Source organism: Serratia sp. LS-1 (genome assembly GCF_003719595.1).
Classification (GTDB): Bacteria; Pseudomonadota; Gammaproteobacteria; order Enterobacterales; family Enterobacteriaceae; genus Serratia; species Serratia ureilytica.
Map to the genome: position 1 here is coordinate 2,930,034 of NZ_CP033504.1, position 23,475 is coordinate 2,953,508.

The 23,475-nt window shown below is 60.0% G+C and carries 24 protein-coding genes; 6 read left to right on the forward strand and 18 right to left on the reverse strand.

The genetic code is table 11. The annotated features are described in order from the left end of the window. Positions 1-2 precede the first annotated feature (2 nt). On the forward strand, positions 3-917 hold the full coding sequence (locus tag EDY99_RS14040) for a TIGR01777 family oxidoreductase (RefSeq protein ID WP_046687552.1): 915 nt from the start codon (positions 3-5) through the stop codon (positions 915-917). Positions 918-924: 7 nt separating this feature from the next. Here the strand turns inward: EDY99_RS14040 and hisP are convergent, their stop codons facing one another. The 15 genes from hisP to EDY99_RS14115 all read right to left on the reverse strand — a co-directional run bounded on the left by hisP (position 925) and on the right by EDY99_RS14115 (position 15,245). Continuing rightward, positions 925-1,698 carry a histidine ABC transporter ATP-binding protein HisP gene (gene hisP, locus EDY99_RS14045; protein ID WP_004936098.1) on the reverse strand — a complete coding sequence of 258 codons (774 nt, stop codon included), beginning with the start codon at positions 1,696-1,698 and terminating at the stop codon, positions 925-927. A 21-nt stretch (positions 1,699-1,719) separates the two neighbouring features. Next, a complete protein-coding gene (locus tag EDY99_RS14050; RefSeq protein WP_033643875.1) occupies positions 1,720-2,424 on the reverse strand; it encodes an ABC transporter permease in 705 nt (234 codons plus the stop codon). After that, on the reverse strand, positions 2,421-3,107 hold the full coding sequence (locus EDY99_RS14055; RefSeq protein ID WP_033635345.1) for a histidine ABC transporter permease HisQ: 687 nt from the start codon (positions 3,105-3,107) through the stop codon (positions 2,421-2,423). Before EDY99_RS14055 ends, EDY99_RS14050 begins: the two co-directional genes overlap by 4 nt. A gap of 82 nt (positions 3,108-3,189) precedes the next feature. Beyond that, positions 3,190-3,972: a histidine ABC transporter substrate-binding protein HisJ gene (hisJ, locus tag EDY99_RS14060; RefSeq protein WP_033643876.1), complete on the reverse strand. Its 783-nt coding sequence runs from the start codon at positions 3,970-3,972 to the stop codon at positions 3,190-3,192. Positions 3,973-4,276: 304 nt separating this feature from the next. Further along, a complete protein-coding gene (locus EDY99_RS14065; protein ID WP_033643877.1) occupies positions 4,277-4,849 on the reverse strand; it encodes a UbiX family flavin prenyltransferase in 573 nt (190 codons plus the stop codon). Positions 4,850-4,988: 139 nt separating this feature from the next. Further along, the gene (gene purF / locus EDY99_RS14070) at positions 4,989-6,506 is read right to left on the reverse strand and encodes an amidophosphoribosyltransferase (protein WP_033632500.1); all 1,518 of its coding nucleotides are present in this window, start codon (positions 6,504-6,506) and stop codon (positions 4,989-4,991) included. Positions 6,507-6,527: 21 nt separating this feature from the next. Further along, positions 6,528-7,028 (reverse strand): colicin V production protein, encoded by a 501-nt coding sequence (gene cvpA, locus EDY99_RS14075; protein ID WP_004936119.1) that lies wholly within the window; start codon positions 7,026-7,028, stop codon positions 6,528-6,530. Positions 7,029-7,262: 234 nt separating this feature from the next. After that, complete coding sequence (gene dedD / locus EDY99_RS14080) at positions 7,263-8,015, reverse strand: cell division protein DedD (RefSeq protein WP_033643878.1); 753 nt, start codon at positions 8,013-8,015, stop codon at positions 7,263-7,265. Further along, positions 8,016-9,281 carry a bifunctional tetrahydrofolate synthase/dihydrofolate synthase gene (gene folC, locus EDY99_RS14085; RefSeq protein WP_033643879.1) on the reverse strand — a complete coding sequence of 422 codons (1,266 nt, stop codon included), beginning with the start codon at positions 9,279-9,281 and terminating at the stop codon, positions 8,016-8,018. 191 nt (positions 9,282-9,472) lie between these two features. After that, positions 9,473-10,381, reverse strand: coding sequence for an acetyl-CoA carboxylase, carboxyltransferase subunit beta (gene accD, locus EDY99_RS14090; RefSeq protein WP_033643880.1), 909 nt, complete (start codon positions 10,379-10,381; stop codon positions 9,473-9,475). A gap of 232 nt (positions 10,382-10,613) precedes the next feature. Continuing rightward, a complete protein-coding gene (locus EDY99_RS14095; protein ID WP_004936130.1) occupies positions 10,614-11,276 on the reverse strand; it encodes a DedA family protein in 663 nt (220 codons plus the stop codon). Between the two features lie 78 nt (positions 11,277-11,354). Beyond that, complete coding sequence (gene truA, locus EDY99_RS14100) at positions 11,355-12,176, reverse strand: tRNA pseudouridine(38-40) synthase TruA (protein ID WP_033651950.1); 822 nt, start codon at positions 12,174-12,176, stop codon at positions 11,355-11,357. Continuing rightward, positions 12,176-13,186 carry an aspartate-semialdehyde dehydrogenase gene (locus tag EDY99_RS14105; RefSeq protein ID WP_033643883.1) on the reverse strand — a complete coding sequence of 337 codons (1,011 nt, stop codon included), beginning with the start codon at positions 13,184-13,186 and terminating at the stop codon, positions 12,176-12,178. The genes truA and EDY99_RS14105 overlap by 1 nt, the downstream gene beginning before the upstream one ends. 110 nt (positions 13,187-13,296) lie before the next feature. Beyond that, positions 13,297-14,418, reverse strand: a complete 1,122-nt coding sequence (pdxB, locus tag EDY99_RS14110; RefSeq protein ID WP_033651952.1) for a 4-phosphoerythronate dehydrogenase PdxB — start codon at positions 14,416-14,418, stop codon at positions 13,297-13,299. Positions 14,419-14,471: 53 nt separating this feature from the next. Beyond that, complete coding sequence (locus tag EDY99_RS14115) at positions 14,472-15,245, reverse strand: helix-turn-helix domain-containing protein (RefSeq protein ID WP_033643885.1); 774 nt, start codon at positions 15,243-15,245, stop codon at positions 14,472-14,474. 117 nt (positions 15,246-15,362) lie between these two features. Between EDY99_RS14115 and EDY99_RS14120 the strand changes: the two genes are divergently transcribed. Then, entirely contained in the window at positions 15,363-16,283 is a 921-nt protein-coding gene (locus tag EDY99_RS14120) for a DMT family transporter (RefSeq protein ID WP_046687555.1), read from the forward strand. On the opposite strand, the gene EDY99_RS14125 is transcribed toward EDY99_RS14120, so the two are convergent. The 3 genes from EDY99_RS14125 to EDY99_RS14135 form a co-directional block, all read right to left on the reverse strand. Continuing rightward, positions 16,280-17,698 carry a sensor histidine kinase gene (locus EDY99_RS14125; protein WP_033651954.1) on the reverse strand — a complete coding sequence of 473 codons (1,419 nt, stop codon included), beginning with the start codon at positions 17,696-17,698 and terminating at the stop codon, positions 16,280-16,282. The genes EDY99_RS14120 and EDY99_RS14125 overlap by 4 nt on opposite strands. Then, a complete protein-coding gene (gene tctD / locus EDY99_RS14130) occupies positions 17,685-18,359 on the reverse strand; it encodes a transcriptional regulator TctD (protein WP_033643888.1) in 675 nt (224 codons plus the stop codon). Before tctD ends, EDY99_RS14125 begins: the two co-directional genes overlap by 14 nt. Before the next feature lie 167 nt (positions 18,360-18,526). Beyond that, the gene (locus tag EDY99_RS14135; protein WP_033643889.1) at positions 18,527-18,856 is read right to left on the reverse strand and encodes a hypothetical protein; all 330 of its coding nucleotides are present in this window, start codon (positions 18,854-18,856) and stop codon (positions 18,527-18,529) included. Positions 18,857-19,130: 274 nt separating this feature from the next. Here EDY99_RS14135 and EDY99_RS14140 point away from each other — a divergent pair, with 274 nt between their 5' ends. The 4 genes from EDY99_RS14140 to EDY99_RS24630 all read left to right on the forward strand — a co-directional run bounded on the left by EDY99_RS14140 (position 19,131) and on the right by EDY99_RS24630 (position 23,387). After that, positions 19,131-20,111, forward strand: coding sequence for a tripartite tricarboxylate transporter substrate binding protein (locus EDY99_RS14140; RefSeq protein WP_123061855.1), 981 nt, complete (start codon positions 19,131-19,133; stop codon positions 20,109-20,111). Positions 20,112-20,126: 15 nt separating this feature from the next. Then, on the forward strand, positions 20,127-20,558 hold the full coding sequence (locus tag EDY99_RS14145; RefSeq protein WP_033643891.1) for a tripartite tricarboxylate transporter TctB family protein: 432 nt from the start codon (positions 20,127-20,129) through the stop codon (positions 20,556-20,558). 11 nt (positions 20,559-20,569) lie between these two features. Next, positions 20,570-22,087: a tripartite tricarboxylate transporter permease gene (locus tag EDY99_RS14150; protein WP_033643892.1), complete on the forward strand. Its 1,518-nt coding sequence runs from the start codon at positions 20,570-20,572 to the stop codon at positions 22,085-22,087. A 502-nt stretch (positions 22,088-22,589) separates the two neighbouring features. Continuing rightward, a complete protein-coding gene (locus tag EDY99_RS24630) occupies positions 22,590-23,387 on the forward strand; it encodes a hypothetical protein (protein ID WP_142075822.1) in 798 nt (265 codons plus the stop codon). Positions 23,388-23,475 lie beyond the last annotated feature (88 nt).

Sequence of the window (23,475 nt, forward strand, 5' to 3'; positions counted from 1 at the left end):
CCATGCGGATCCTGATCACCGGCGCAACGGGATTGATAGGCAGCAGCCTGACGGCAAGACTGCTGGCGCTTTCTCACCACATTACGGTGCTGACCCGAGACGAACGGCGAGCCCGAGCCCGGCTGGGCGACCGGCCGAGCTATTGGCGAACGCTGGACGACCGGCAATCGCTGGATGAATTTGACGCGGTGATCAACCTGGCCGGCGAACCTATCGCCGACAAGCGCTGGAGCGTGCAGCAGAAAGAGCGGCTGTGCCGCAGCCGCTGGGATCTGACCGAACGCTTGGCGAAGCTGATCAAGGCCGGCAGCACGCCCCCCGGCGTGCTGATTTCCGGTTCCGCCGTCGGCTACTACGGCGATCAGGGGCAGGCGGTGGTGACCGAAGAGGAGCCGCCGCACGACGAATTCACCCACCAGCTGTGTCAACGCTGGGAAGCGCTGGCGCTGCAGGCGCAAAGCGACGCCACCCGCGTCTGCCTGCTGCGCACCGGCGTGGTGCTGGCGCCACAGGGCGGCGCGCTGGCCAAAATGCTGCCGCCGTTCCGCTTCGGGCTCGGCGGCCCGATCGGCGACGGTCGCCAATACCTGCCGTGGATCCACCTCGAAGACATGGTCAACGGCATTATTTATCTGCTGGATCACGCCACCCTGAGCGGCCCGTTCAACATGGTCGCTCCCTACCCGGTGCACAACGAGCAATTCGCCGCCCAATTGGCCAACGTGCTCGATCGCCCGGCGTTTCTGCGGGTGCCGGCGTTCGTCATGCGGCTGTTGATGGGGGAAGCGGCGGTGCTGGTGCTCGGCGGCCAGCGGGCGGTGCCGAAGCGCCTGGAAGAGGCCGGTTTCCACTTCCGTTATCTGGAGCTGGAACAGGCATTGGATGACGTTGTCAATCAGCGGGCCGAAGCCCGCTGATCTGAGGTTACTTCAACGCGCCGGACAGGAACTGCTGCAGGCGCGGGCTTTTGGGATTGCCGAACAGCTCGGCCGGCGGGCCCTGCTCTTCGATCAACCCTTTGTGCAGGAAGATCACGTGGTTCGAAACGTGGCGCGCAAATTCCATTTCGTGCGTCACCACCACCATGGTTTTTCCCTCCTCCGCCAGCTTCTGCATGATGCGCAGCACCTCGCCCACCAACTCGGGATCCAGCGCCGACGTCGGTTCGTCAAACAGCAGCACCTCCGGCTCCATCGCCAATGCGCGGGCAATGGAGACGCGCTGCTGCTGGCCGCCCGACAGGTGCACCGGGTACTTGCCGCGCGCCCGCTCGTCGATGCCCACTTTATCCAGGTAGCGCACCGCGCGCTCGTGCGCGTCGGCCTTGCTCAGCCCCAGCACCTGCACCGGCGCCTCCATCACGTTCTCCAGCACCGTCATATGGCTCCACAGGTTAAAATGCTGGAACACCATGGTCAGGCGGGTACGCAGCAGCTGCAGCTGCTTCTTGTCGAATACCTTCAGCTGGCCGTCCTTGTCGCGCACCATGCGAATATCTTCGTTGTTCAGGCTGATCGAGCCTTCGCTCGGCTTCTCGAGGAAGTTGATGCAGCGCAGAAAGGTACTTTTGCCGGAGCCGGAGGAGCCGATGATGCTGATCACATCCCCGGCGTTGGCCGCCAGCGAGACGCCCTTCAGCACCTCGTGATCGCCATAGCGTTTGTGCAGTTCCGTGACGGCTAATTTATTCTCAGACATGGTTTTTCTTCCCGTCATTTATCAGTGACTAACGTGTGCCATCCAGCGTTTTTCAGCTTTGCGGAACAGGCTGATTAACACGTAGGAGATGATCAGGTACAACACCGCCGCAATGCCGAAAGCGTAAAACGGCTGATAGGTCGCGGCATTGATGTCGCGCGCAATCTTCAGCAGGTCCGGCACGGTGGCGGTAAACGCCAGCGCGGTGGAGTGCAGCATCAGGATCACTTCGTTGCTGTAGGCCGGCAGCGCGGTGCGCAGCGCCGAAGGCAAAATGATGCAGCGATACATCTTGAAGCGCGAGAAACCGTAGGCGTTGGCGGCCTCGATTTCACCGTGCGGCACCGAGCGGATCGCCCCGGCGAAGATCTCGGTAGTATACGCGCAGGTGTTGAGCGTCAGCGCCAGGATGGTGCAGTTGAGCCCGCTGCGGAAAAACGCGTTGAGAAACTCGCTGCCGCGCACGATTTCCAGGCTGTACATGCCGGAGTAGAACACCAGCAACTGCACGTACAGCGGCGTGCCGCGAAACACGTAGGTGTAGAGCCACACCGGGAAACGCACCCAGCGAAGGGAAGAGACGCGCGCCACCGCCATCGGGATCGCCAGCAACCCGCCCATCACCACGGAGGCGATCAGCAGCCACAGCGTGACCGCCACGCCGGTGAAACGGTAGCCGTCGCTCCACAGCAGCGACTGCCAATACTGTTGCAAAATCTCGATCATAGCTCGGCCCTCTTGACGCCCAGTGAGTAACGCCGTTCAAGCCACAACAGCACGCCGTTGGAAACGGTAGTGAAAATCAGGTAAACCACGCCGGCTACGATGGCGAAGAAGAACGGCTGATAGGTGCCTTTCCCCGCCAACTGCGTGGCTTTCACCACGTCGTTCAGGCCAAGGATAGACACCAGCGCCGTTGCCTTCAGGATCACCTGCCAGTTGTTGCCGATGCCCGGCAAGGCGAAGCGCATCATCGCCGGGAACAAAATGCGCCGAAAGATCTGCGCGCCGCTGAAGCCGTAGGCCGTCGCCGCCTCAATCTGCCCTTTCGGCACCGCCAAGTAGGCGCCGCGGAAGGTTTCGGTAAAGTACGCGCCGTAAATAAAGCCGAGGGTAATGATGCCGGCGCCGAGCGGGTCAATATCGATCTGCGAGAAACCGAGCAGCGTGGTGATGTTGTTCAAGGCGATTTGCAGGCCATAAAAAATCAGCAGCATCAGCACCAGATCGGGCACGCCGCGGATCAGCGTGGTGTAAGCGCCGAACAGGCCGGAAATAAGGGGGTTGTGGGAGAGTTTGCCGCCGGCGCCGATCAACCCGATCACCACCGCCAACAATACGGAACTGAGGGCCAACTCCAGCGTCACCAGAGCCCCCTCGAAAATCAGTTGGGAATAGCCTTGCAGCATCTACTTCACCCTGTCGTCTAGGATCCGAACCATCGGAGCCGGCGCACCGGCCCCGCAGTCACAGCATGGAACGGTTAGCGGATTAGCCGCCGTAGACGTCGAAGTCGAAGTACTTTTTCGCGTATTTATCGTAGGTGCCGTCTTTGCGCATCTCGGCGAAGGCTTTGTCCAGCGCCGCTTTCAGCTCGGTATCGGTTTTGCGCAGCCCCATGCCGGTGCCGACGCCAAAGAATTTGTCATCCTTCACCGATTCGCCGGCGAACGCATAGTCTTTGCCCGGCGGCTGTTTCAGGAAGCCATCGCTGCCCGCCACTTCATCCTGGAAGGCGGCGTCGATACGCCCGGAGGCCAGATCGGCGTAGACCAGATCCTGGTTCTGATAAGGCACTACGGTGACGCCCTTCGGCTGCCACATGGCGTTGGCGTAGGCTTCCTGGGTCGTGCCCTGCAGCACGCCCACGCTCTTGCCTTTCAACGCATCCACGGTAGGCAACAGCTTAGACCCCTTCGGCGCGATCAGGCGGGCGTTGGCGGCATACAGTTTGTCGGTAAAGGCGATTTCCTGCTGGCGTTTTTCGGTGATGGACAGCGAAGAGATGATAGCGTCGATCTTTTTCGCCTTGAGGGATGGGATCAGCGCGTCAAAGTCGCTCTCCACGAAGGTGCATTGGGTATTTATGCGTTTGCACAGCTCTTTGGCCAAATCGATATCGAAGCCGACCAGCTCGCCTTTGGCATTTTTGGATTCAAACGGCGCGTAAGTCGGATCGGTGCCAATCTTCAATGTCGATGGGATAGCGGCGAATGCGCTGTTTGCGGCCGCCAAAGCCAAGACTAAAGGAAGAACCTTAACCAGCTTTTTCATAAATTACCCTCAAATTGATTTTTTTGATGCCACTACGGGCATTACTTTTCCCCACCAAATCAATTTGCAGTAATCGTGCCACATTAGGTGCTACGGGCGGAGGGAACGGCTCCGGCCTTCACAATACTGTTTCCTGGGACGATAACCGCAAAATTAAATCGGCCGCTCGGGGCCGCGCCACTGGCAGCCGCGACAGGACGGCGCCATGAAACAGTGAACGTGATGAAGTGGGATCATTATGGTGCATGCGCCGCCCTAATTCAGTGCGGTGTTGCACAAATGTACCAATTTGGGGATGAAAATGTTAATCAGCACCCTGCCAACGGGTGAACAGATCGGCCGGCAATTCGATATCAAACTGATCGATCACCCGATTGACGGTCTGATCGATGATGTCTTCCACGCTTTTCGGCTGGTGATAAAACGCCGGCACCGGGGGCATGATCACCGCGCCCATTTCCACCGCCTGCGTCATCAGCCGCAGGTGCCCAAGGTGCAACGGCGTTTCACGCACGCACAATACCAGGCGGCGGCGTTCTTTCAGCACCACGTCGGCGGCGCGGGTCAGCAGCCCGTCGCTGTAGCTGTTGACGATGCCGGACAGCGTTTTGACTGAACAAGGCAAAATCGCCATGCCCAGTGTTTTGAAGGAACCGGAAGAGATGGCGGCGGCGATATCGCGCGCATCGTGAACCACATCGGCCAGCGCCTGCACTTCACGCAGACTGTACGGCGTTTCCAGCGCCAGCGTCTGCCTTGCAGCGTTGCTCATCACCAGATGGGTTTCCACCTCTGCGACGTCGCGCAAGACCTGCAACAGGCGCACGCCGTAGATCGCGCCGCTGGCGCCGGAAATGCCGATGATGAGTCGTTTCATGAAGAATGGCCTCTGCCGTAAAAAGTAAAAAATAAGATCAGGCAGACTTTGCCGCAATGGCGAGGGATAAGCAAGTTCACAGGAGCAAGGCGCACCGCCGCAGACGCGACGATGCCCCCTGATAGATCAACACAGGCGGTTAGCCTTCGTTATGCAGTTCCAGATTTTCCGCTTCGGTTTGTCCCCGCAGCGCCTTGGCGTCGTCGTTGCGCAGCGACTCCAGGTATTCCAGATAACTTTGATCGACGTCTTTGGTCACGTAGATGCCGTTGAATACCGAGCATTCGAACTGGGTGATGTCCGGGTTTTCTTCACGCACCGCTTCGATCAGATCGTCGAGGTCCTGGAAGATCAGCCCATCGGCGCCGATGATTTGGCGGATTTCATCCACTTCGCGCCCGTGGGCGATCAGTTCGTTGGCGCTCGGCATGTCGATGCCGTAGACGTTAGGGAAACGCACTTCCGGCGCGGCGGAAGCCAGGTACACGCGCTTGGCGCCCGCTTCGCGCGCCATCTCGACGATCTGCTCTGAGGTCGTGCCGCGCACGATGGAATCATCCACCAGCAGCACGTTCTTGTCGCGGAACTCGGCGCGGTTGGCGTTCAGCTTGCGGCGCACCGACTGACGACGCGCCTGCTGGCCCGGCATGATGAAGGTGCGGCCGACGTAGCGGTTCTTCACAAAGCCCTGGCGGTAGGGTTTGTCGAGAATGCGCGCGATCTCCAACGCGATGTCGCAGGAGGTTTCCGGAATCGGGATCACCACGTCGATGTCCAGATCTTCCCATTCGCGGGCAATCTTCTCGCCCAGCTTCTGGCCCATGCGTACGCGGGCGCTGTAGACCGAGATCTTGTCCATAAAGGAGTCCGGGCGCGCGAAATAGACGTATTCGAACAGGCACGGATTGGTTTTCGGATTCTCTGCGCACTGGCGGGTGAACAGCTGGCCTTTGGTGGTGATGTACACCGCTTCGCCCGGCGCCACGTCGCGCAGGAATTCAAAGCCCAGGGTATCCAGCGCCACGCTCTCGGAAGCCACCATATACTCGCTGCGGCCATCTTCCAGCGTGCGTTTGCCGATCACCAGCGGACGAATGCCGTACGGGTCGCGGAACGCCAGCAGGCCGTGGCCGATAATCATCGCCACGCAGGCGTAAGCGCCACGCAGTTGCTGATGCATGGCGGCAACCGCGGTAAAGATGTTGTCGGCCTCCAGCGGATAATGCGGGAAGCGATCCAGCTCGCTGGCCAGCACGTTCAGCAGGATTTCCGAGTCGGAGGTGGTGTTGACATGGCGGCGGCCGCTTTCGAACAGCTTTTGGCGCAGCTCATGGGCATTGGTCAGGTTGCCGTTGTGGGCCAGCGTAATGCCGAACGGCGAGTTGACGTAGAAAGGCTGGGCCTCAGAGGCGCTCGAGCTGCCGGCCGTCGGGTAACGCACATGGCCAATGCCCATGTTGCCCTGCAAGCGTTGCATATGGCGCGCCTCAAATACATCCTTCACCAGGCCGTTGGCTTTACGCAAACGGAACCCGTTGTGGGCGTCAATGGTGACGATGCCTGCGGCATCCTGGCCACGGTGCTGAAGCACCGTCAGCGCATCATAAATCGACTGGTTTACCGGCATAAAACCGGCGATACCGACAATACCGCACATGTTGTCTTTTCCTCATCAGCGCTACCGCCCCGGCAATTGGGTCGGCAAGAAACTCGACGTGCTCTGCAGGTAGTCAAAGAACCACCTGATGACGTAACTGAACTGGGGAATCAGCTGCGACTGTTTCCAGTCGGCACTTTGTGAAAAGCCGGTAAAGGTATCCAGGAAGAACAGGATCGCCGCAACGATCAACACGCCGCGCAATGCGCCGAAGCAGATGCCCAGCACCCTGTCGGTGCCCGACAGCCCGGTTTTCTCTACCAGTGAGCTAATCACATAGTTAACAATAGCCCCTACGATCAGGGTCGCGATGAACAAAATCGCGATCGCGATGCCGTTTCGCACCAGTTCATCTTCAAAACGAGTGAAATAGACCGCAAGGTAAGAGTAGAAATGGCTGGCAACAAAAAACGCACATCCCCATGTCACAAGTGACAATGCTTCGCGAACAAACCCTCGGATCAGGCTCACCAGAGCCGAAAATCCAATCACCGCTATAATGACGTAATCAATCCAGACCATGAACTATTCCAATGATGAATCGCCCCTGCATCCAATTCGCGGCGAATTCTAACAGAAAAAGAAAACGTTTGCGTAGGGGATTTCCTACCACGTTACAAATAAAAAGCGGCGATTAAAAAATTCCCAATCGCCGCGCCTACATAGGTGATTTCGCCTGTAAAAGGCGTGGTTTCTCTAGCGATCTCTCCACCACTCCTTAATTCAGGGGCGCATCCTGCTGCGCCCCTGCGGGGTTTAACGACCGTACGGCTTCACCTGCCCGCTCAGCCCGCTGATCGAGTTCAGCGACGGCAATGCCGCCTGCAGCTTCTGCTTGGAAGCATCCGGGCCGACGTAAATGCGGGTGATCTGCCCTTGCACCGGCGTTGACGGCACGGTGAAGGCGCGATAGCCCGAAAGACGCAGCGAAGCGACAATCTCGTTCGCCTTGGCGGCATTCTTCAACGCCCCGAGCTGCACGACATAGGCTTGCCCGGCCGGCGCTTTTTCTTCCGCCGGTTTCGGCTGCGGTGCCGGCTCAGGCTTCGGCGTCGGTTCAGGTTTCGGCTCCGGCTTTGGCGTCGGTTTCACTTCCACCGGCTTCGGCTGCGGCGCCGGTTTCGGTTTCACCTCTACCGGTTTGGTTTCCACCGGTTTCGGCTTAGGCTGCTGCTGCACCGGCTGAGGACGCGTCTCGACCGGCGGCGGCGCCACCTGCGTCGGTTGCTGAGCATTCTGTCGCACCGCCTGTTGCGCCGCCGCTTCGTTGGCCGCCTGCTGCTCGACCAGCGCCCCCGCCCCTTCCGGCGGCTGCGCCGGCAACGGCTGCGTCACCGGCGGCAACACGTCGTTCTCTTCGACGTCGCCCGCCTTCGGCACCAAAGGAATGGCCGCGAATTCATCCTCGTAATGCTTCTTTTTGCCGTCCAGCAACCCTGGCAGGATGATCACCCCCAGCGCCACCAGAATCACGGTTCCGACCAGTCGGTTCTGAAATTTACTCGCCACTCACACTCCCCGCATCTCGTCTGACGCCGCCATCACCTGCGCAACGGTGTGGAACGATCCACAGACGATCACAATATCCTGTTTATCAGCATCCTGCATAGCCTGCCGCCAGGCAGTTTCGACATCATTAAAGCGTCGCGGTTCCGCCAGATGTTGCGCCAGCAGTTCGACGCTGGCGCCGCGCGGGCCGTCGAGCGGTGCGCAGTACCATTCATCCACCTGCTCGCTCAGGCAGGCCAGCGTACCGGCGATGTCCTTGTCCGACAGCATGCCCACTACCGCGCGCACCTTGCCGCCGTCGCGCGGCAGCTTGGCCAGACGCCCGGCGAGATAGCCGGCGGCGTGCGGGTTGTGCGCCACATCGAGGATCAGCATCGGCTCCCGCCGCACGATCTGGAAACGCCCCGGCAGCGTCGCCTGCTGCAGCCCGGTGAAGATCGCGCGCTCGTCGATTTCCAGCGGGGAACAGTTCAGCGCCGCCAGCGCGGTAGCGGCGTTGGCCAGCGGCACGTTCGGCGTCGGCAGATCGGTCAGCAGCGTGTCGCCGCCCTGCCACTGCCAGCGATCGCCCTGCTCGCTGAAACTCCAGGCTTCACCGCGGCGATACAGCGGCGCGCCCAGCGTTTCGGCGACCTGGCGAATGCTGTCCGGCATGTCGGGTTCGCCCACTACCGCCGGCTTGCCGCTGCGGAAAATGCCGGCCTTTTCACGGCCGATGCTTTCGCGATCGTTGCCCAGCCAGTCGGTGTGATCGAGCGCGATGCTGGTGATCACCGCCACGCTCGGATCGACGATGTTGGTGGCGTCGAGACGTCCGCCCAGGCCGACTTCCAGGATCACCACGTCCAGCCGCGCCTGTTTGAACAGCTGCAGCGCCGACAGGGTGCCGAATTCGAAATAGGTCAGCGACGTTTCGCCGCGGCCGGCTTCAATGGCGGCAAACGAGCGGCTGTGCTCCGCTTCGCTCAGCTCTTCCCCCTGAATGCGCACACGTTCGGTGTAGCGCACCAGATGCGGTGAGCTGTAAACGCCGACGCGCAGGCCGGCGGCCAGCAGAATAGCTTCAAGGGTGCGACAGGTCGTGCCTTTGCCGTTAGTGCCGGCAACGGTGAACACCGTGGGAGCGGGGGTCAGTAAGTCCAGATGCGCCGCGACGCGCTGTACGCGCTCGAGGCCGAGTTCGATCGCCTGGCTGTGCAGACGTTCCAGATAGTAAAGCCACGAGCTCAATGGCGACGTGGCTTGGGGAATTTGGTGGTTTTGCATGAGTCCCATCACTGAACTTGGGTTCATTAATCCATCAGGGCACCACCCTCACCGCGGTAAAGGCGATGCGCTTCGTCACTGCCGCCCACCTGCAAACCGCAACGTCATAGGCCGCGGCCGGCAGGGAACGGGCATCAGCCGTCACTTAGCCACAAAGTGGCGGCTGAACCCGGGCGGGATCCGTCTTTGCCTCAGGCGTCGGCCTGCTGCTCCGGCTCAATGACCGGCGCGGCCTCATCGAAATGCGGCTGCGGCTGGTTGGTCAGCTTGGACAGAATGCTCGCCAGCGTTTGGCGCATTTCCGGGCGGCGAACGATCATATCGATCGCGCCTTTTTCGATCAGGAACTCGCTGCGCTGGAAGCCCGGCGGCAGTTTCTCGCGCACGGTCTGTTCGATCACGCGCGGGCCGGCAAAGCCGATCAGCGCTTTCGGCTCGGCGATGTTAATGTCGCCCAGCATCGCCAGGCTGGCGGAGACGCCGCCCATGGTCGGGTCGGTCAGCACGGAGATGTACGGCAAGCCGCGCTCCTGCATTTTGGCCAACGCCGCGCTGGTTTTCGCCATCTGCATCAGCGACATCAGCGCTTCCTGCATGCGCGCACCGCCGCTGGCGGAGAAGCACACCAGCGGACAGTTGTCCTCCAACGCCTGCTCAACCGCACGCACGAAACGCGCGCCAACCACGGAAGACATCGAACCGCCGATGAAGGCGAATTCAAAGGACGCCGCGACGATCGGCATGCCGTACAGCGTGCCCTTCATCACCACCAGCGCATCTTTCTCGCCGGTCGCTTTCTGTGCGGCGACCAGACGATCTTTATAGCGCTTGGAATCCTTGAATTTCAGAACGTCTTTCGGCTCCAGATCGCTGCCCAGCTCCACTTCGCTGCCTTCATCCAGCAGGGTATGCAGACGCGCGCGCGCGCTCATACGCATATGGTGGTCGCACTTCGGACACACTTCCAGATTACGCTCCAGCTCGGCGCGGTAGAGAACCTGGCCGCAGCTGTCGCATTTGGTCCAGACCCCTTCAGGAATGCTCGCCTTACGGGTTTGTGTGATATTGCTCTTGTTAAGAATTCGTTCAATCCAGCTCATCGATGACCTTTCTGTTTGAACCTGGCACACGCCAGTCCGCTGTTCATGCTTTAACAATCCCCCTGAAAACACCCCCAATGAAAAAATGCCCGTTCGCCGCGCGGCAAGCGCGCGACCGAGGCATCGGCTTCAGGGTTGTTCGCAGGAACAGACCATAATGTCGCTCATTAAACCATATCGGCCCGACGCTGTGGACAAAAAACTGGTCGAACCGACAGGTTGAGCGATGTTTTTATTGTTTTTGCTGGCGGGCGGCGGCGCGCTTGTGGCGCCAAATTTCAATCACGCCCGGCAGAATCGAAACGATGATGATCCCGACGATCAGCAGTTTCAGGTTCTCCTGTACCACCGGCAGATCGCCGAACAGGTAGCCAGCATAAGTGAAGAGCAGCACCCAAACCAGTGCGCCAATCACGTTGTAGGCGGCGAAGTGGCGATAGGACATATGCCCCATACCGGCGACGAACGGCGCAAAAGTACGCACGATCGGCACGAATCGCGCCAGAATAATCGTTTTCCCGCCGTGCTTCTCATAAAACTGATGCGTTTTATCCAGGTAGCTGCGGCGGAAGATTTTCGAATTCGGGTTGCTGAACAGCTTCTCGCCGAACAACCGCCCGATAGTGTAGTTCACCGCATCGCCGATGATCGCCGCCACGGCCATCAACGCCACCATGGTGTGCACGTTCAGATCGTTGGTCGGCAAAGCCGCCAGCGCGCCGGCGACGAACAGCAAAGAATCCCCCGGCAGGAACGGCGTCACCACCAAACCGGTCTCGCAAAACAGGATCAGGAACAGAATAGCGTAGACCCACATGCCGTATTGTGCGACCAGTTCGGCCAGGTGCACATCAATATGCAGAATGAAATCAATAATAAACTTGATGATGTCCATAAATTCTCTCATTGATACCGGGCGTTTCAATCACCCGGCAGAAGCACAAGGGAGCGACGCTTTCAGGCGTGCCGGCGTTTAATCGTCGGGTAAAAACAGCGGCCCCATCGGCGGCCGCGGGATGCCAAAGTGGTCGGGATAGTCCACGGAAACCAGATACAGCCCCTCGGCTCGCGCCGTCGCCGCCGCCAGATTGCGATCCTTCAGCGCCAGCAGCTCGGCCATCCAGTTCTCATCCTGATTGCCGCAGCCGATCTCCATCAGGCTGCCGACGATGTTGCGAACCATGTGATGCACGAAGGCATTCGCCTTGATATCTACCACAATATATTCGCCGTAGCGCGTAACCTTAACGTGTTTTACGCAGCGCCACGGGGTGCGCGACTGGCATTGCACCGCGCGAAACGAGGTAAAGTCGTTCTCGCCCAGCAATGCCTGCGCCGCCCGATGCATGCGGTCCGCGTCCAGCGGGTGATAAAAATGCGTCACCCCCTGTTGCAACACCGCCGGCCGGTAGCGATGGTTGAAAATAATATAGCGGTAACGGCGCGCAGTGGCGCTGAAACGCGCGTGAAAATCATCGGCGACGGGGCTCACCCAGCGCACCGCGATGTCCGGCGGCAAATGGGTGTTGACGCCCATCGTCCAGGCGGCGTCCTTGCGGCGCGCGGTGGTTTCGAAGTGCACCACCTGCCCGGTGGCGTGCACCCCGGCGTCGGTGCGCCCGGCGCACAGCACGTTGATCGGCGCATCCGCCACCTTGCTCAACGCCTGCTCCAGCCGTTCCTGCACGCTGGCCACTTCTTGCTGCCGCTGCCAGCCGTAGTAACGGCTGCCGTCATATTCGATGCCCAGCGCTACCTTCAGCGTCGGCTGAGCGGGCGAGACCACCTCAGACATCAGTACATCTGCTCCTGCACCAGACGCTCGGCGGTTTCGATCGCCATCAACGCGCCGCCGAAGCGGACGTTGTCCGCCACCGTCCAGAACTGCAACAGCTCGGGGATGCCGTAATCGTTGCGCAGACACCCGATGCTGAGCGCATCGCTGCCGGAAGCTTCGGTGACCTGAGTCGGGTAATCGTCTTCTTCACTCAGTTGAACGTCCTCGACCTCTTCAAGCTCGCTGCGCGCCTCTTCGGCGGACAGCGGGCGCAGCGCTTCCAGGTGCACGACCTGGGCGTGGCCATAAAACACCGGCGACTGGATGCAGCTCACCGAAATCGGCAACCCTTCGTCCTGCAGCACCTTGCGCACCTGATCGACGATCAGGCGCTCTTCGCGCACGCTGCCCTGCTCGTCGGCGACAAGCGGCAGCATATTAAACGCCAGCTGTTTAGTGAAAACGCCTTCTTCGGCCGGGATGCCGTTCAGCAGGCGCGCGCTCTGGCCGGCCAGATCGTCCACCGCCGCCTTGCCACGCGAGGATACCGACATCAGCGTCGTGACGTGCAGGCGCGACAGCCCCGCCTGTTCGGTCAGCGGTTTGATCGCCGTCAGCAGTTGGCTGACCATGCTGTCGGCCACCGCGACGATGTTGCGGTTGCGGTAATCCGCCAGCACCTGCGGGTTAACGCCAGGCACCACCAGCGGCACATCCGGTTCCATGGCGAACAGGCCGCTAGTGTCGATCACCAGACAGCCCATGTTGCCGGCCTCTTCGGCATAGCGCGCTGAAGCGTCGCTGCCGGCGACGAAGAAGGCCAGCTGCGCCTGCGACCAATCGAACTCTTCGGCGTTTTGCACCAGAAGAGACTTGCCGTTGAAGCGCACATTGGCGCCCGCACTGCGTTCGCTTGCCAGAGGATAGAGCTCACCCACCGGGAACTGGCGTTCCTGCAACAATTCCAGCAACGCTTCACCTACCGCGCCAGTGGCGCCGAGCAGCGCGATATTCCAGCCGTCAGACATTGGGTTTTCTCCAGAGTATTTCATTCATAAAAGCAGACGGGCAGTGCAGTCACCGCCCGATAATCTTTGCCGCTCACTGTAGCGGCGTTGGCTTAAGACAACCTTACGCGCTACGCGATGCTGAAGCCCAACTTGCCGAGCAGCTCGGCGCTGGCGCTGTCATCGCATTGCACGGCCAGCGAAGACCACTCGCGGCGTTCCTGGTAGTGCTTGCGCAGGCGATCGAACTCGCCCGGTTGCCCGGCGACTTTGCGCAGCGGCGCATCATCGCGGCGCACATCATACACCAAGTGCATCAATCGTTTTAACCGCGCTTCATCCAGCGGGCCGTTGAGACGGATCTGGCTGAACTCCGGCACCGGCAGCAGCGAGGCCAGCGCCACCTGTTGCGGCTGCCCCAGATGGCGGCTGAACGCTTCGAACACCTGGGTGGTGCCGCGCGCCTTGCCTTCCAGCGTATACCCGGCGATGTGCGCGGTGCCGATATCCACCCGCGCCAACAGCGGCAAGGCGAGATCCGGCTCCGGTTCCCACACGTCCAGCACCGTGCTCAGCTTTTTGCCTTTTTCCAGCGCCTGCAGCAACGCGGCGTTATCCACCACCGGCCCACGACAGGCGTTGATCAGAATGCGATTGTCCGGCAACGCCGCCAGCAGCTCGGCGTCCGCCAGGTGCAATGAATGATACGGGCCGGATTTATTCAGCGGCGTATGGAAGGTCAGCACGTCGGCCTCGGCCACCAATTTCTCCAGTGGCCAGAATTCCCCGGCGTCGCCGCGATCGGCGCGCGGTGGATCGCACAGTAGCGTGCGCACGCCCAGCGCTTTGAGGCGCGCGTCCAGACGCGAACCGACGTTGCCCACGCCGACGATGCCGACGGTTTTATCCCGCAATTGGAAGCCATCGCGCTCGGCCAGCAGCATCAATGCGGAGAACACATACTCGACCACCGCGATGGCGTTGCAGCCCGGCGCGGCGGAAAACCCGATGCCCTGCCGTTGCAGCCAGGCGTCATCGACGTGATCGGTGCCGGCGGTAGCGGTGCCGACAAAGCCGATGCGGCTGCCGGCCAACAAGGCTTCATTGACCTTGGTGACCGAACGCACCATCAGCGCGTCGGCATCCGCCAGCGCCTCAAGCGGGATCGGACGCCCCGGCACCGCCCGCACGTCGCCCAGGCGGCTGAACAGCTCGGCCGCATACGGCATATTTTCATCAACCAGAATTTTCACTGCGTTCTCCGACGGTTTACGGCTATTTGTCTGCGAAATAGTGTGCCACTGAATCAGGCACGGCGAAAGCGCTCAGGGGTGGTGCCGGCGATCTGCTGGAACATGACGATAAAGGCCGACGCGGAGCTGTAACCGACCTCCAGCGCCACGTCCTGCACGGTTTTGCCCTGTTCGAGCAGCGACACGGCGTGCAGGAACCGCAGGCGCTGGCGCCATTCGCTGAACGGCATGCCCAAATCCTGCTGGCAGCGGCGAGACAGCGTGCGCTCGGTGGTGTATACCCGCTTCGCCCACGTCGCCAGCGAAGTGTTGTCCGCCGGGCAATGTTCCAGCGCTTCCAGCACCGGCGCCAAAAACTTGTCGTCCGACGACGGCAGATAGGTTTGCTGGCGCGGCGACAGATGCAGTTGGTCGATCAGCACCTGGCAGAGGCGCAAATCCGCCTCCGCCTGCGGAATGTACTGTTTACGCGCATAGAAATCCTCGGCGATGGCGCGAAAGATCGGCGTCACATTGACCAGGCAAGGATCGGCCGGCATGCCGGCGCACAGCGCCGGCGCGATGTCCACCATGCGGCACTGCGCCAGCCGCTGGTTGTAACAGGAGTGTTCGATGCCCGCCGGCGTCCACAGCACGTACTCCGGCGGCGCCAGAAAGCGCTGCCCGCCGATGCGCAGCACCATCACCCCGGCTTTGACCCACATCAATTGGCCCCAGGTATGGCTGTGCGGCTGGAATTCGGTGCGGACGTTGAACTCCTCGCAACGAAACTGCACCGGGTTTGGCGCCGGGATCAGCGACTCGGGGAAATGGCGGATTTCTGGCATGGTTTCGTCTCGTGATTTGTCTTATTTACGCCGATTTTTGTCTGAATATCGTTATATATGATAAACCGGACACGCGTAGACTAGCCAGCATGTTGGACGCTATTGAGAATAATTGTCATGAATATGCTTTTCCCCCTGCTGGCCGTGCTGATTTGGTCGATTAACGCCGTCGTCAGCAAACTCTCCGCCACCGCCATCGATCCGGCAGCCATCTCGCTCTACCGCTGGCTGCTGGCGCTGATCGCCCTGACGCCGTTTGTGCTGCCGGGCGTGCTTCGCAACTGGGCGCAGGTGCGCGCCAACTGGTGGAAGCTGATGATCCTCGGCTTGCTCGGCATGGTGCTGTATCAAAGCCTGGCCTATTACGCGGCGCACAGCGTCAGCGCGCTGTTTATGGGCATCATCGTGTCGCTGATCCCACTGCTGACCATCCTGATCAGCATCGTACTGCTGCGCATTGCGCCGACCGTCGGCGTGCTGCTCGGCAGCATTCTCTCCTTCTGCGGTTTGATCTGGCTGGTCAGCGGCGGTCAGCCCGGCGCGCTGTTGCAGCACGGTATCGGCAAAGGGGAATTGATGATGCTGCTCGCCACCGCCTCTTACGCGCTGTATGGCGTGTTGACCAAACGCTGGGCCATCGCGCTGCCGAACTGGCAATCGCTCTACGTGCAGATCCTGTTCGGCGTGCTGTTGCTGCTGCCGAATTTCCTGATGGCGAAGGATGTCGGCTTGAACGGCCATAACCTGCCGCTGGTGCTGTTCGCCGGCATTCCGGCCTCGATCATCGCGCCGTACCTGTGGATCCAGGGCGTCCTGCGCCTGGGCGCCAACACCACCTCGATCTTCATGAACCTGGCGCCGGTGTTTACCGCCGCTATCGCGGTACTGTTCCTGCATGAACAATTGCACGGTTACCACCTGATCGGCGGCGGCATCACCCTGCTGGGCGTGATCCTGTCGCAGCGGCTGCGCACGCCGCTGACGCGTAAAGCCAAAGCCCCGGCGGCAGGCGCAGATTCCTGCAAAGAACAGGCCTAAGCCAGCAACCTGAAACGCACCCGCACCAACAGGCCGCCCAGCGCGGCGGAGCTCAACAGCTCCGGGCGGGTGCCGTGATACGCGGTGATGTCCTTCACCAACGCCAATCCCAAACCGGCGCCCGGCTGATCGCCCACGTTGTCCAAACGATGAAACGGCTGCAGCGCCAACGCCTTGTCCTGCAAGGCGATGCCCGGGCCGCTGTCTTCTATCTCCAGCACCCCTTCCCCCGTAGCCTTGTCCCGCGTAAGGCGGGCGGTCACCACGCCCTGACGCGGCGTGTATTTCAGCGCGTTGTCCAGCAGATTGGCACACAGCTCGGCCAACAGCAGCGGCTCCCCCGCGACCTGACATGCCGCTTCACCCTCGAAACCGAGATCGATCTGTTTGCTGCGCGCCTGCGGCAAGCGAGAGAAACAGGCGTCGCGCAGCACCTGCGCCAAATTGACCGGCTGCAGCTTCCGATCGGCGCTGTGCTCGCTGGCTTTCAGGCGCGAGAGGTGCAGCAGACGGTCGGTGAGCGCCACGGTGTTATCCAGCGTCGCGCTCATCGCCTGCAGACTTTCGCGCCACTGCTGCGGCCGATCGCTGGCCAGCGCCACCCCGACCTGGGTCTTCAGCACCGCCAGCGGGGTGCGCAGCTGGTGAGAGGCGTCGGCGCTGAAGCGTTCCTGACGCGCCACCATCAGCCGCAGCCGTTCGATGTAACGATTAAAGGCCACCAGCAGCGGCTGCATCTCCGACCAGGGAAGAACCCGCGGCAAAGGCGTCAGTTCGCCCGGATCGCGCCGCAGCATGATGCCGGAGAGTTTACGCATCGGCTTCAACACCCGCTTGAGCAGCGCGAACGCCAGGATCAGGGTCAACACCACCACCGTGCCCTGGCTCAACAGCGCCGCGATCATCATCTGCCGCGCCAGGTAACGACGCGATTCCAGGGTTTCCGCCACCAGAATGGTCGCCATGCCGCTCACGCCCGACTCGTTGACCGGTTGAAACAGCGCCGCCACACGGATCGGCCGGCCGAGGTATTCCGCATCGTAGAAATGCACCAATGCCGGATAGAGGGTGGAGCGTGGAATGTGGGGCGGCAACGACGGCAAGTCGTCATAGCCCGAGATGCTTTTCCCCTGCGGCGAGATCACCTCGTAATAGAGCTGATCGTTCATGTTGCGCTCGAAGCTGTCGAGCACCACATAAGGCACATCGACCGCCAGCTTGCCTTCGCGCACCACCAGCCGCTCCGCCACTGTGCGCGCCGACGCCAGCAGCGTGCGATCGTAAGCCAGGGTAGCGGCGCTCATGGCGCTGAAGTAGTGGGTGTAGATAGAGATGCCGCCCAGCGCCAGCAGCGGCAGGCCAAAAAACAGCAGCAGTTGATAAAACAGCGAACGCGGCGCGTTAAACCACCGCATTGCACAGTTCCAGGCTGTAGCCCAGACCGCGCAGCGTGACGATCGCCACGTCGCTGCCCTGCAGCTTTTTCCGCAAACGGTGTACGTATAGCTCAATGCTCTCCGGATTGGCCTCGTCAGACAGCGTAAACACCTGCTCAAACAGCTGCTGCTTGGCCACCGGGCGGCCGCGCCGGTGCATCAGCGCGGTCAGCACCGCCAGCTCGCGCGGCGTCAGCGCCAGCGGTTTGCTCTCCAGCAGGAAATAACCTTCGTCATGATAGGTCAACGCGCCGTATTGCAACGCCGGCTGCGCGGCGCCGACGCTGCGGCGCAGCAACGCCCGAATGCGCGCCTCCAGCTCGTCCAGTTCGAACGGTTTGGTCAGGTAGTCGTCCGCCCCCAGATTCAGGCCTTTCACCCGGTCGGTCACGTCGGTGCGCGCCGTCAGCAACAGCACCGGCAGATCCTGCCCGCGCTTGCGCAGGCGCGCCAGCAAATCGAGACCGTTCAGACGCGGCAACGCCACATCCAGCACCGCCAGCGCATAGCGTTCATTAAGCAACAGGTGGTCGGCGGCCACGCCGTCCGGCGCGACGTCGACGGCAAATCCGGCGCCGGTCAGCGCCTTTTGCAACCAGTGAGACAGCTCGGGGTGATCTTCAACCAATAACAGTCGCATGTTCCCATTCCATTGATTTACCTGAACAACCAGACACCGATGCGGCGTCTGTTAACAGGTCGATAACAGAGAATGGCATGGAAAATAAGGGGATAAAAGAGCGCCGCGCCGCCAGTTTTGGGAGCTGGCACACAATTATGCGTACTGGGGCGCGCTCGTGTGACGCCTCAGATCAGCGTGATGGGGCTATCGGCGAGAGCAAGATCCAACACCGGACACAGCTTGTCGGCGGTAAACGGCGAAGAAACCAGCACGGAGCGGTTGTTGGCGGCAAACACCAGATCGATGCCGGTCACGCAGGCGGTCATCTGGCAAGCATACTTTTCACCGTCGGCGTTGACGAAATGCAACTCAAATACGCCAATCTCAGGGCGCAAGCGCTTCAAACGACACTGCCCGGCTTCTCCCGCCATCTCGGCGTAGACCTCTGGCAGCCGTTTAATCGCACATACCTTGGCGCTGTCCCTGCCGCCAAACAATTTCCCTAACGAAAACATATCACTGCATCTCTATTCATTTTATTACAGATGATTTTAACGCGAACGACTATCGGCAATCCTGACATTACGCAGGGTTTTGGCCGGTTTTGCGCACTGTTCTCTGCGCCCATTCTATGTTAGCGCACCCGCCGTTCGCTCGCGACAAGAGACCCTAATCACAGACTGGAAACTTTTCCGGCCACTGAAAGGTAAATGAAAGGTTGTTGTTTTAACAATTCCGCAACCGCATTCGGCGGGATTCACCATCAGACAATACCGAGGGTAAGTCACAATGAAAAAAATAATGACCCGTACCTTTACCGCCGCCGCCCTGTTGCTGGCGGTCTCTCAGGCCTTTGCCGTGGAAGCGCCCAAACGCACCGAATGCATTGCGCCGGCCAAACCCGGCGGCGGCTTCGATCTGACCTGCAAACTGATTCAGGTATCGCTGCAGGACACCAAGGCCATTGATAAACCGATGCGCGTCACCTATATGCCCGGCGGCGTCGGCGCGGTGGTCTACAACGCCATCGTCGCGCAACGCCCGGCGGAGTTCGGCACCGTGGTGGCCTTCTCCGGCGGTTCGCTGCTCAACCTGGCTCAGGGCAAGTTCGGCCGCTACAACGTGGACGACGTGAAATGGCTGGCGGCGGTCGGTACCGACTACGGCATGATCGCGGTGCGCGCCGACTCGCCTTACAAAACCTTGAAAGACTTGATGGACGCTTTCCAAAAAGATCCCAACAGCGTGGTGTTCGGCGCCGGCGCCTCGATCGGCAGCCAGGACTGGATGAAAACCGCGCTGCTGGCGCGCGAAGTCGGCGTGGATCCGCGCAAGATGCGCTACGTGGCGTTCGAGGGCGGCGGGGAACCGGTCACCGCGCTGCTGGGCAACCACATCCAGGCGGTATCCGGCGATCTGAGCGAAATGGTGCCTTACCTGCAGGGCGACAAGATCCGCGTGCTGGCGGTGTATGCCGAGCAACGTCTGCCGGGCCAGTTGGCCGATATTCCCACCGCCAAAGAGCAAGGATACAGCCTGGTGTGGCCGATCATTCGCGGCTTCTACGTCGGGCCGAAAGTCAGCGATGAAGAGTATCAGTGGTGGATCGACACCTTCCAGAAAATGATGGCGACCGACGAATTCAAGCAGCAGCGCGATCTGCGCGGCCTGTTCGAATTCAACCTGACCGGCAAAGAGCTGGACGCCTACGTGAAGAATCAGGTTGCCCAATACCGTGAGCAGGCGAAAGTGTTCGGCCTGGCCAAATAACCGCAGGGGAAAACCATGAGCGATCGTATTTTTGCCGGCTTTTGGCTGCTGCTGTGTATCGGCGGGCTGTTCATCGGCTGGGGCATCCAGAGCGAATACAGCTATGAACCGCTGGGGCCGCGCCCGTTCCCGCTGGCGATCCTCAGCCTGATGGCGCTGTGCGCGGCGCTGCTGTTGCTGCGCCGCCCGCAGGCGGTGGAATGGCCGCACCACAAGGTGATGCAGCGGCTGCTGGTGCTGGTGATCACCCTGGTGCTGTATGCCTGGGGGTTTGAATGGCTTGGCTTTCCGCTGGCGACCGCGCTGCTGACGTTCAGCATCGGCTTGCTGTTTCAGGCCAGCCTGCCGGCAGCGGCCATCTCCGGCGTCATCATGGGCGCCGCGTTGTACTACGCCTTTGACCAACTTCTCGATGTCACACTGCCGCTCGGCGCCTGGCTGAGCTAACGGGAGCGATGATGGATACCTGGATGTATTTGACCCAAGGGTTTGAAGTGGCGCTGGTGCCGCAAAACCTGATTATCGCCCTGATCGGCTGCTTCGTCGGCACCATCGTCGGCCTGTTGCCGGGGTTGGGGCCGATCAACGGCGTGGCGATCCTGCTGCCGCTGGCGTTCGCCCTCAAACTGCCGGCCGAATCGGCGCTGATCCTGCTGGCGACGGTGTATATCGGCTGCGAATACGGCGGGCGCATCTCGTCGATTCTGCTCAACGTGCCGGGCGATGCGGCGGCGATCATGACCGCGCTGGACGGCTACCCGATGGCGCAGCAGGGGCGCGCCGGCGTGGCGCTGTCCATCTCGGCGGTCAGCTCGTTCGTCGGCTCGATGATCGCCATCGGCGGCATTATTCTGTTCGCGCCGCTGCTGGCCCGCTGGTCGCTGGCCTTCGGCCCGGCGGAGTATTTTGCCCTGATGGTGTTCGCCATCGCCTGCCTCGGCAGCATGATGAGCCAAAACCCGCTGAAATCCCTGCTGGCGGCGCTGATCGGCCTGGGGCTGGCGACGGTGGGCGTCGACGCCAACACCGGCGTTTACCGCTTTACCTTTGACAGCGTACACCTCTCCGACGGCGTGCAGTTTATCGTGGTGGTGATCGGCCTGTTCTCGGTCAGTGAAATTCTGCTGATGCTGGAAAGCACCAGCGCCGGGCAAAAGCTGGTGCGTAAAACCGGCCGGTTGCTGTTCAACCGCAAAGAAGCGGCGCAGTGCGCCGGCCCGACCCTGCGTTCATCGGTGATCGGCTTCTTCGTCGGCATCCTGCCGGGCGCCGGCGCCACCATCGCCAGCGCGCTGACCTACATGACCGAAAAGAAAATCAGCGGCAACAGCGACACCTTCGGCAAGGGCGACATCCGCGGCGTAGCGGCGCCGGAAGCGGCCAACAACGCCTCGGCCTGCGGTTCGTTCATTCCGATGCTGACGCTGGGAGTGCCGGGTTCCGGCACCACGGCGGTGATGATGGGCGCGCTGACGCTGTACAACATCACCCCCGGCCCGGCGATGTTCACCGAACAGCCGGATATCGTCTGGGGGCTGATCGCCGCGCTGCTGATCGCTAACGTCATCTTGCTGATCATGAACCTGCCGCTGGTTGGCCTGTTCACCCGCATGCTGACCATCCCGCTGTGGTTCCTGGTGCCGGCGATCGCCGCGGTTTCCGCGGTGGGGGTTTATGCGGTGCACAGCACCACCTTCGACCTGCTGTTGATGGTCGGGTTGGGGGTGTTCGGCTATATTCTGCGGAAAATGCACTTTCCGATGTCGCCGCTGATTCTGGGCTTCGTGCTGGGTGAGATGCTGGAGCAGAATCTGCGTCGCGCGCTGTCGATCAGCAACGGTGAATTCGGCATCCTGTGGAGCAGCAGCATCGCGCAAACGCTGCTGGTGCTGGCGGTCGCGGTGCTGGCGCTGCCGCCGCTGCTGCGCCTGATGCGCAAACGCCGCCATCCGGCGGCCGAGGCCAAGGCCGAGTAACGCGTAACGGGCGGGGATATGTTCCCTAATGCCGATCGTTTGAGGATGCTTGCATAAGTCGAGCAGAGAAAAAATCCAGAGCCAGACTTTTGACTCTGGATTTTTCATGTCTAAACTCGCAATAGCCTTTGTTGTACGCGATTGCTCCATTAAAGATGTCTGTTACCTCCTCGACACCGTTTTTAACCTGGCGAAGGCCATCAAATTTTACCCCTGAATCTGCCCCCTACACGAACTTTTTATATCGGTATTTATGGAGAACGTGACGCAAGCACACTGAGCCATTATATAAATATGAATTATGATTTTTTATTTAATCATAAAAAATAAAATATTATAAACCTAGCCAAAGCTCATCGAACAACGCCAGAGACCATATTATTGCCGTTCAATCAGGCACATGGTAATGTGATGACGATATCCTCTGTAAACCTGTCACAATATGGGCAACATTATAGATGAACAATCAATAAGGAAGATCAATGTAAAATGAGGGATTATAATGTTTAGAGTATTTATTTTTTGTTTCGCCTCTTTATTATCTCAGCAAGCTTTAGCTGGCGCCTATATGCTCCCGGTCTCTTTTGTTAACCTGACGGTTGTTCAATCGCTGGTTGCGTGGGATGAGAGCCCTTCTGATCTCAACCCTTGCTATGGGTGGACGTCTTGTTTTATTGGCCCTGATGTAAAATACAGTACTCGATATCCTGGACTACACGGCTCATGTGTAGACTCCAAAAATTGTCTTCGGATTGAAAATTATAGAACAGCAAAAGAAGTGGAGATCGCCTGGAAGAACACCTTCGGCATTCCATGGACCTCGCAGCCTTACCTCGTGAATGGCAGAGATGCCAGCTGTGTTGGGATGTTCTATATACGAACGCCGGCAATATCCGGCGGTGCGAGTTTATGGCCTAATTCTGTTTGCGGCATATTACCACCACAAAACCAATCTTGTGATGTGAATCTTCCTACAGTGATAGATTTTGATACGCTTTCACAAGACGAGATTTCCGGGATGGAGAGAACGATTTATGGAACAATCGGATGCACTCAATCAGGCACGATAAAAATTTACTCTCAATCTACATTGGGCGAGGGGAATATTTATTTAAGAAGCAACAAGAAATTTTATTCAACGCTTTTTTTAGATGGCAACTCTGCATGGACAGGCGTGGATTATTATCTGGTTGGCGGCCAACAAAGAAATATCAGCCTAAAAGCAAAACTGACAGCCCATGATACCGTCGACCCAGGGCCTTTCTCAGGTAATGCTATTGTATACATTGCATTTCTATAAATGCGGCACTACGGCTGTCGTGGAACGAGGATTAACAGCCGCAGTGTTTCTGGTACACTTGGCCCGATTATCTCGGGCCTTAATCGAG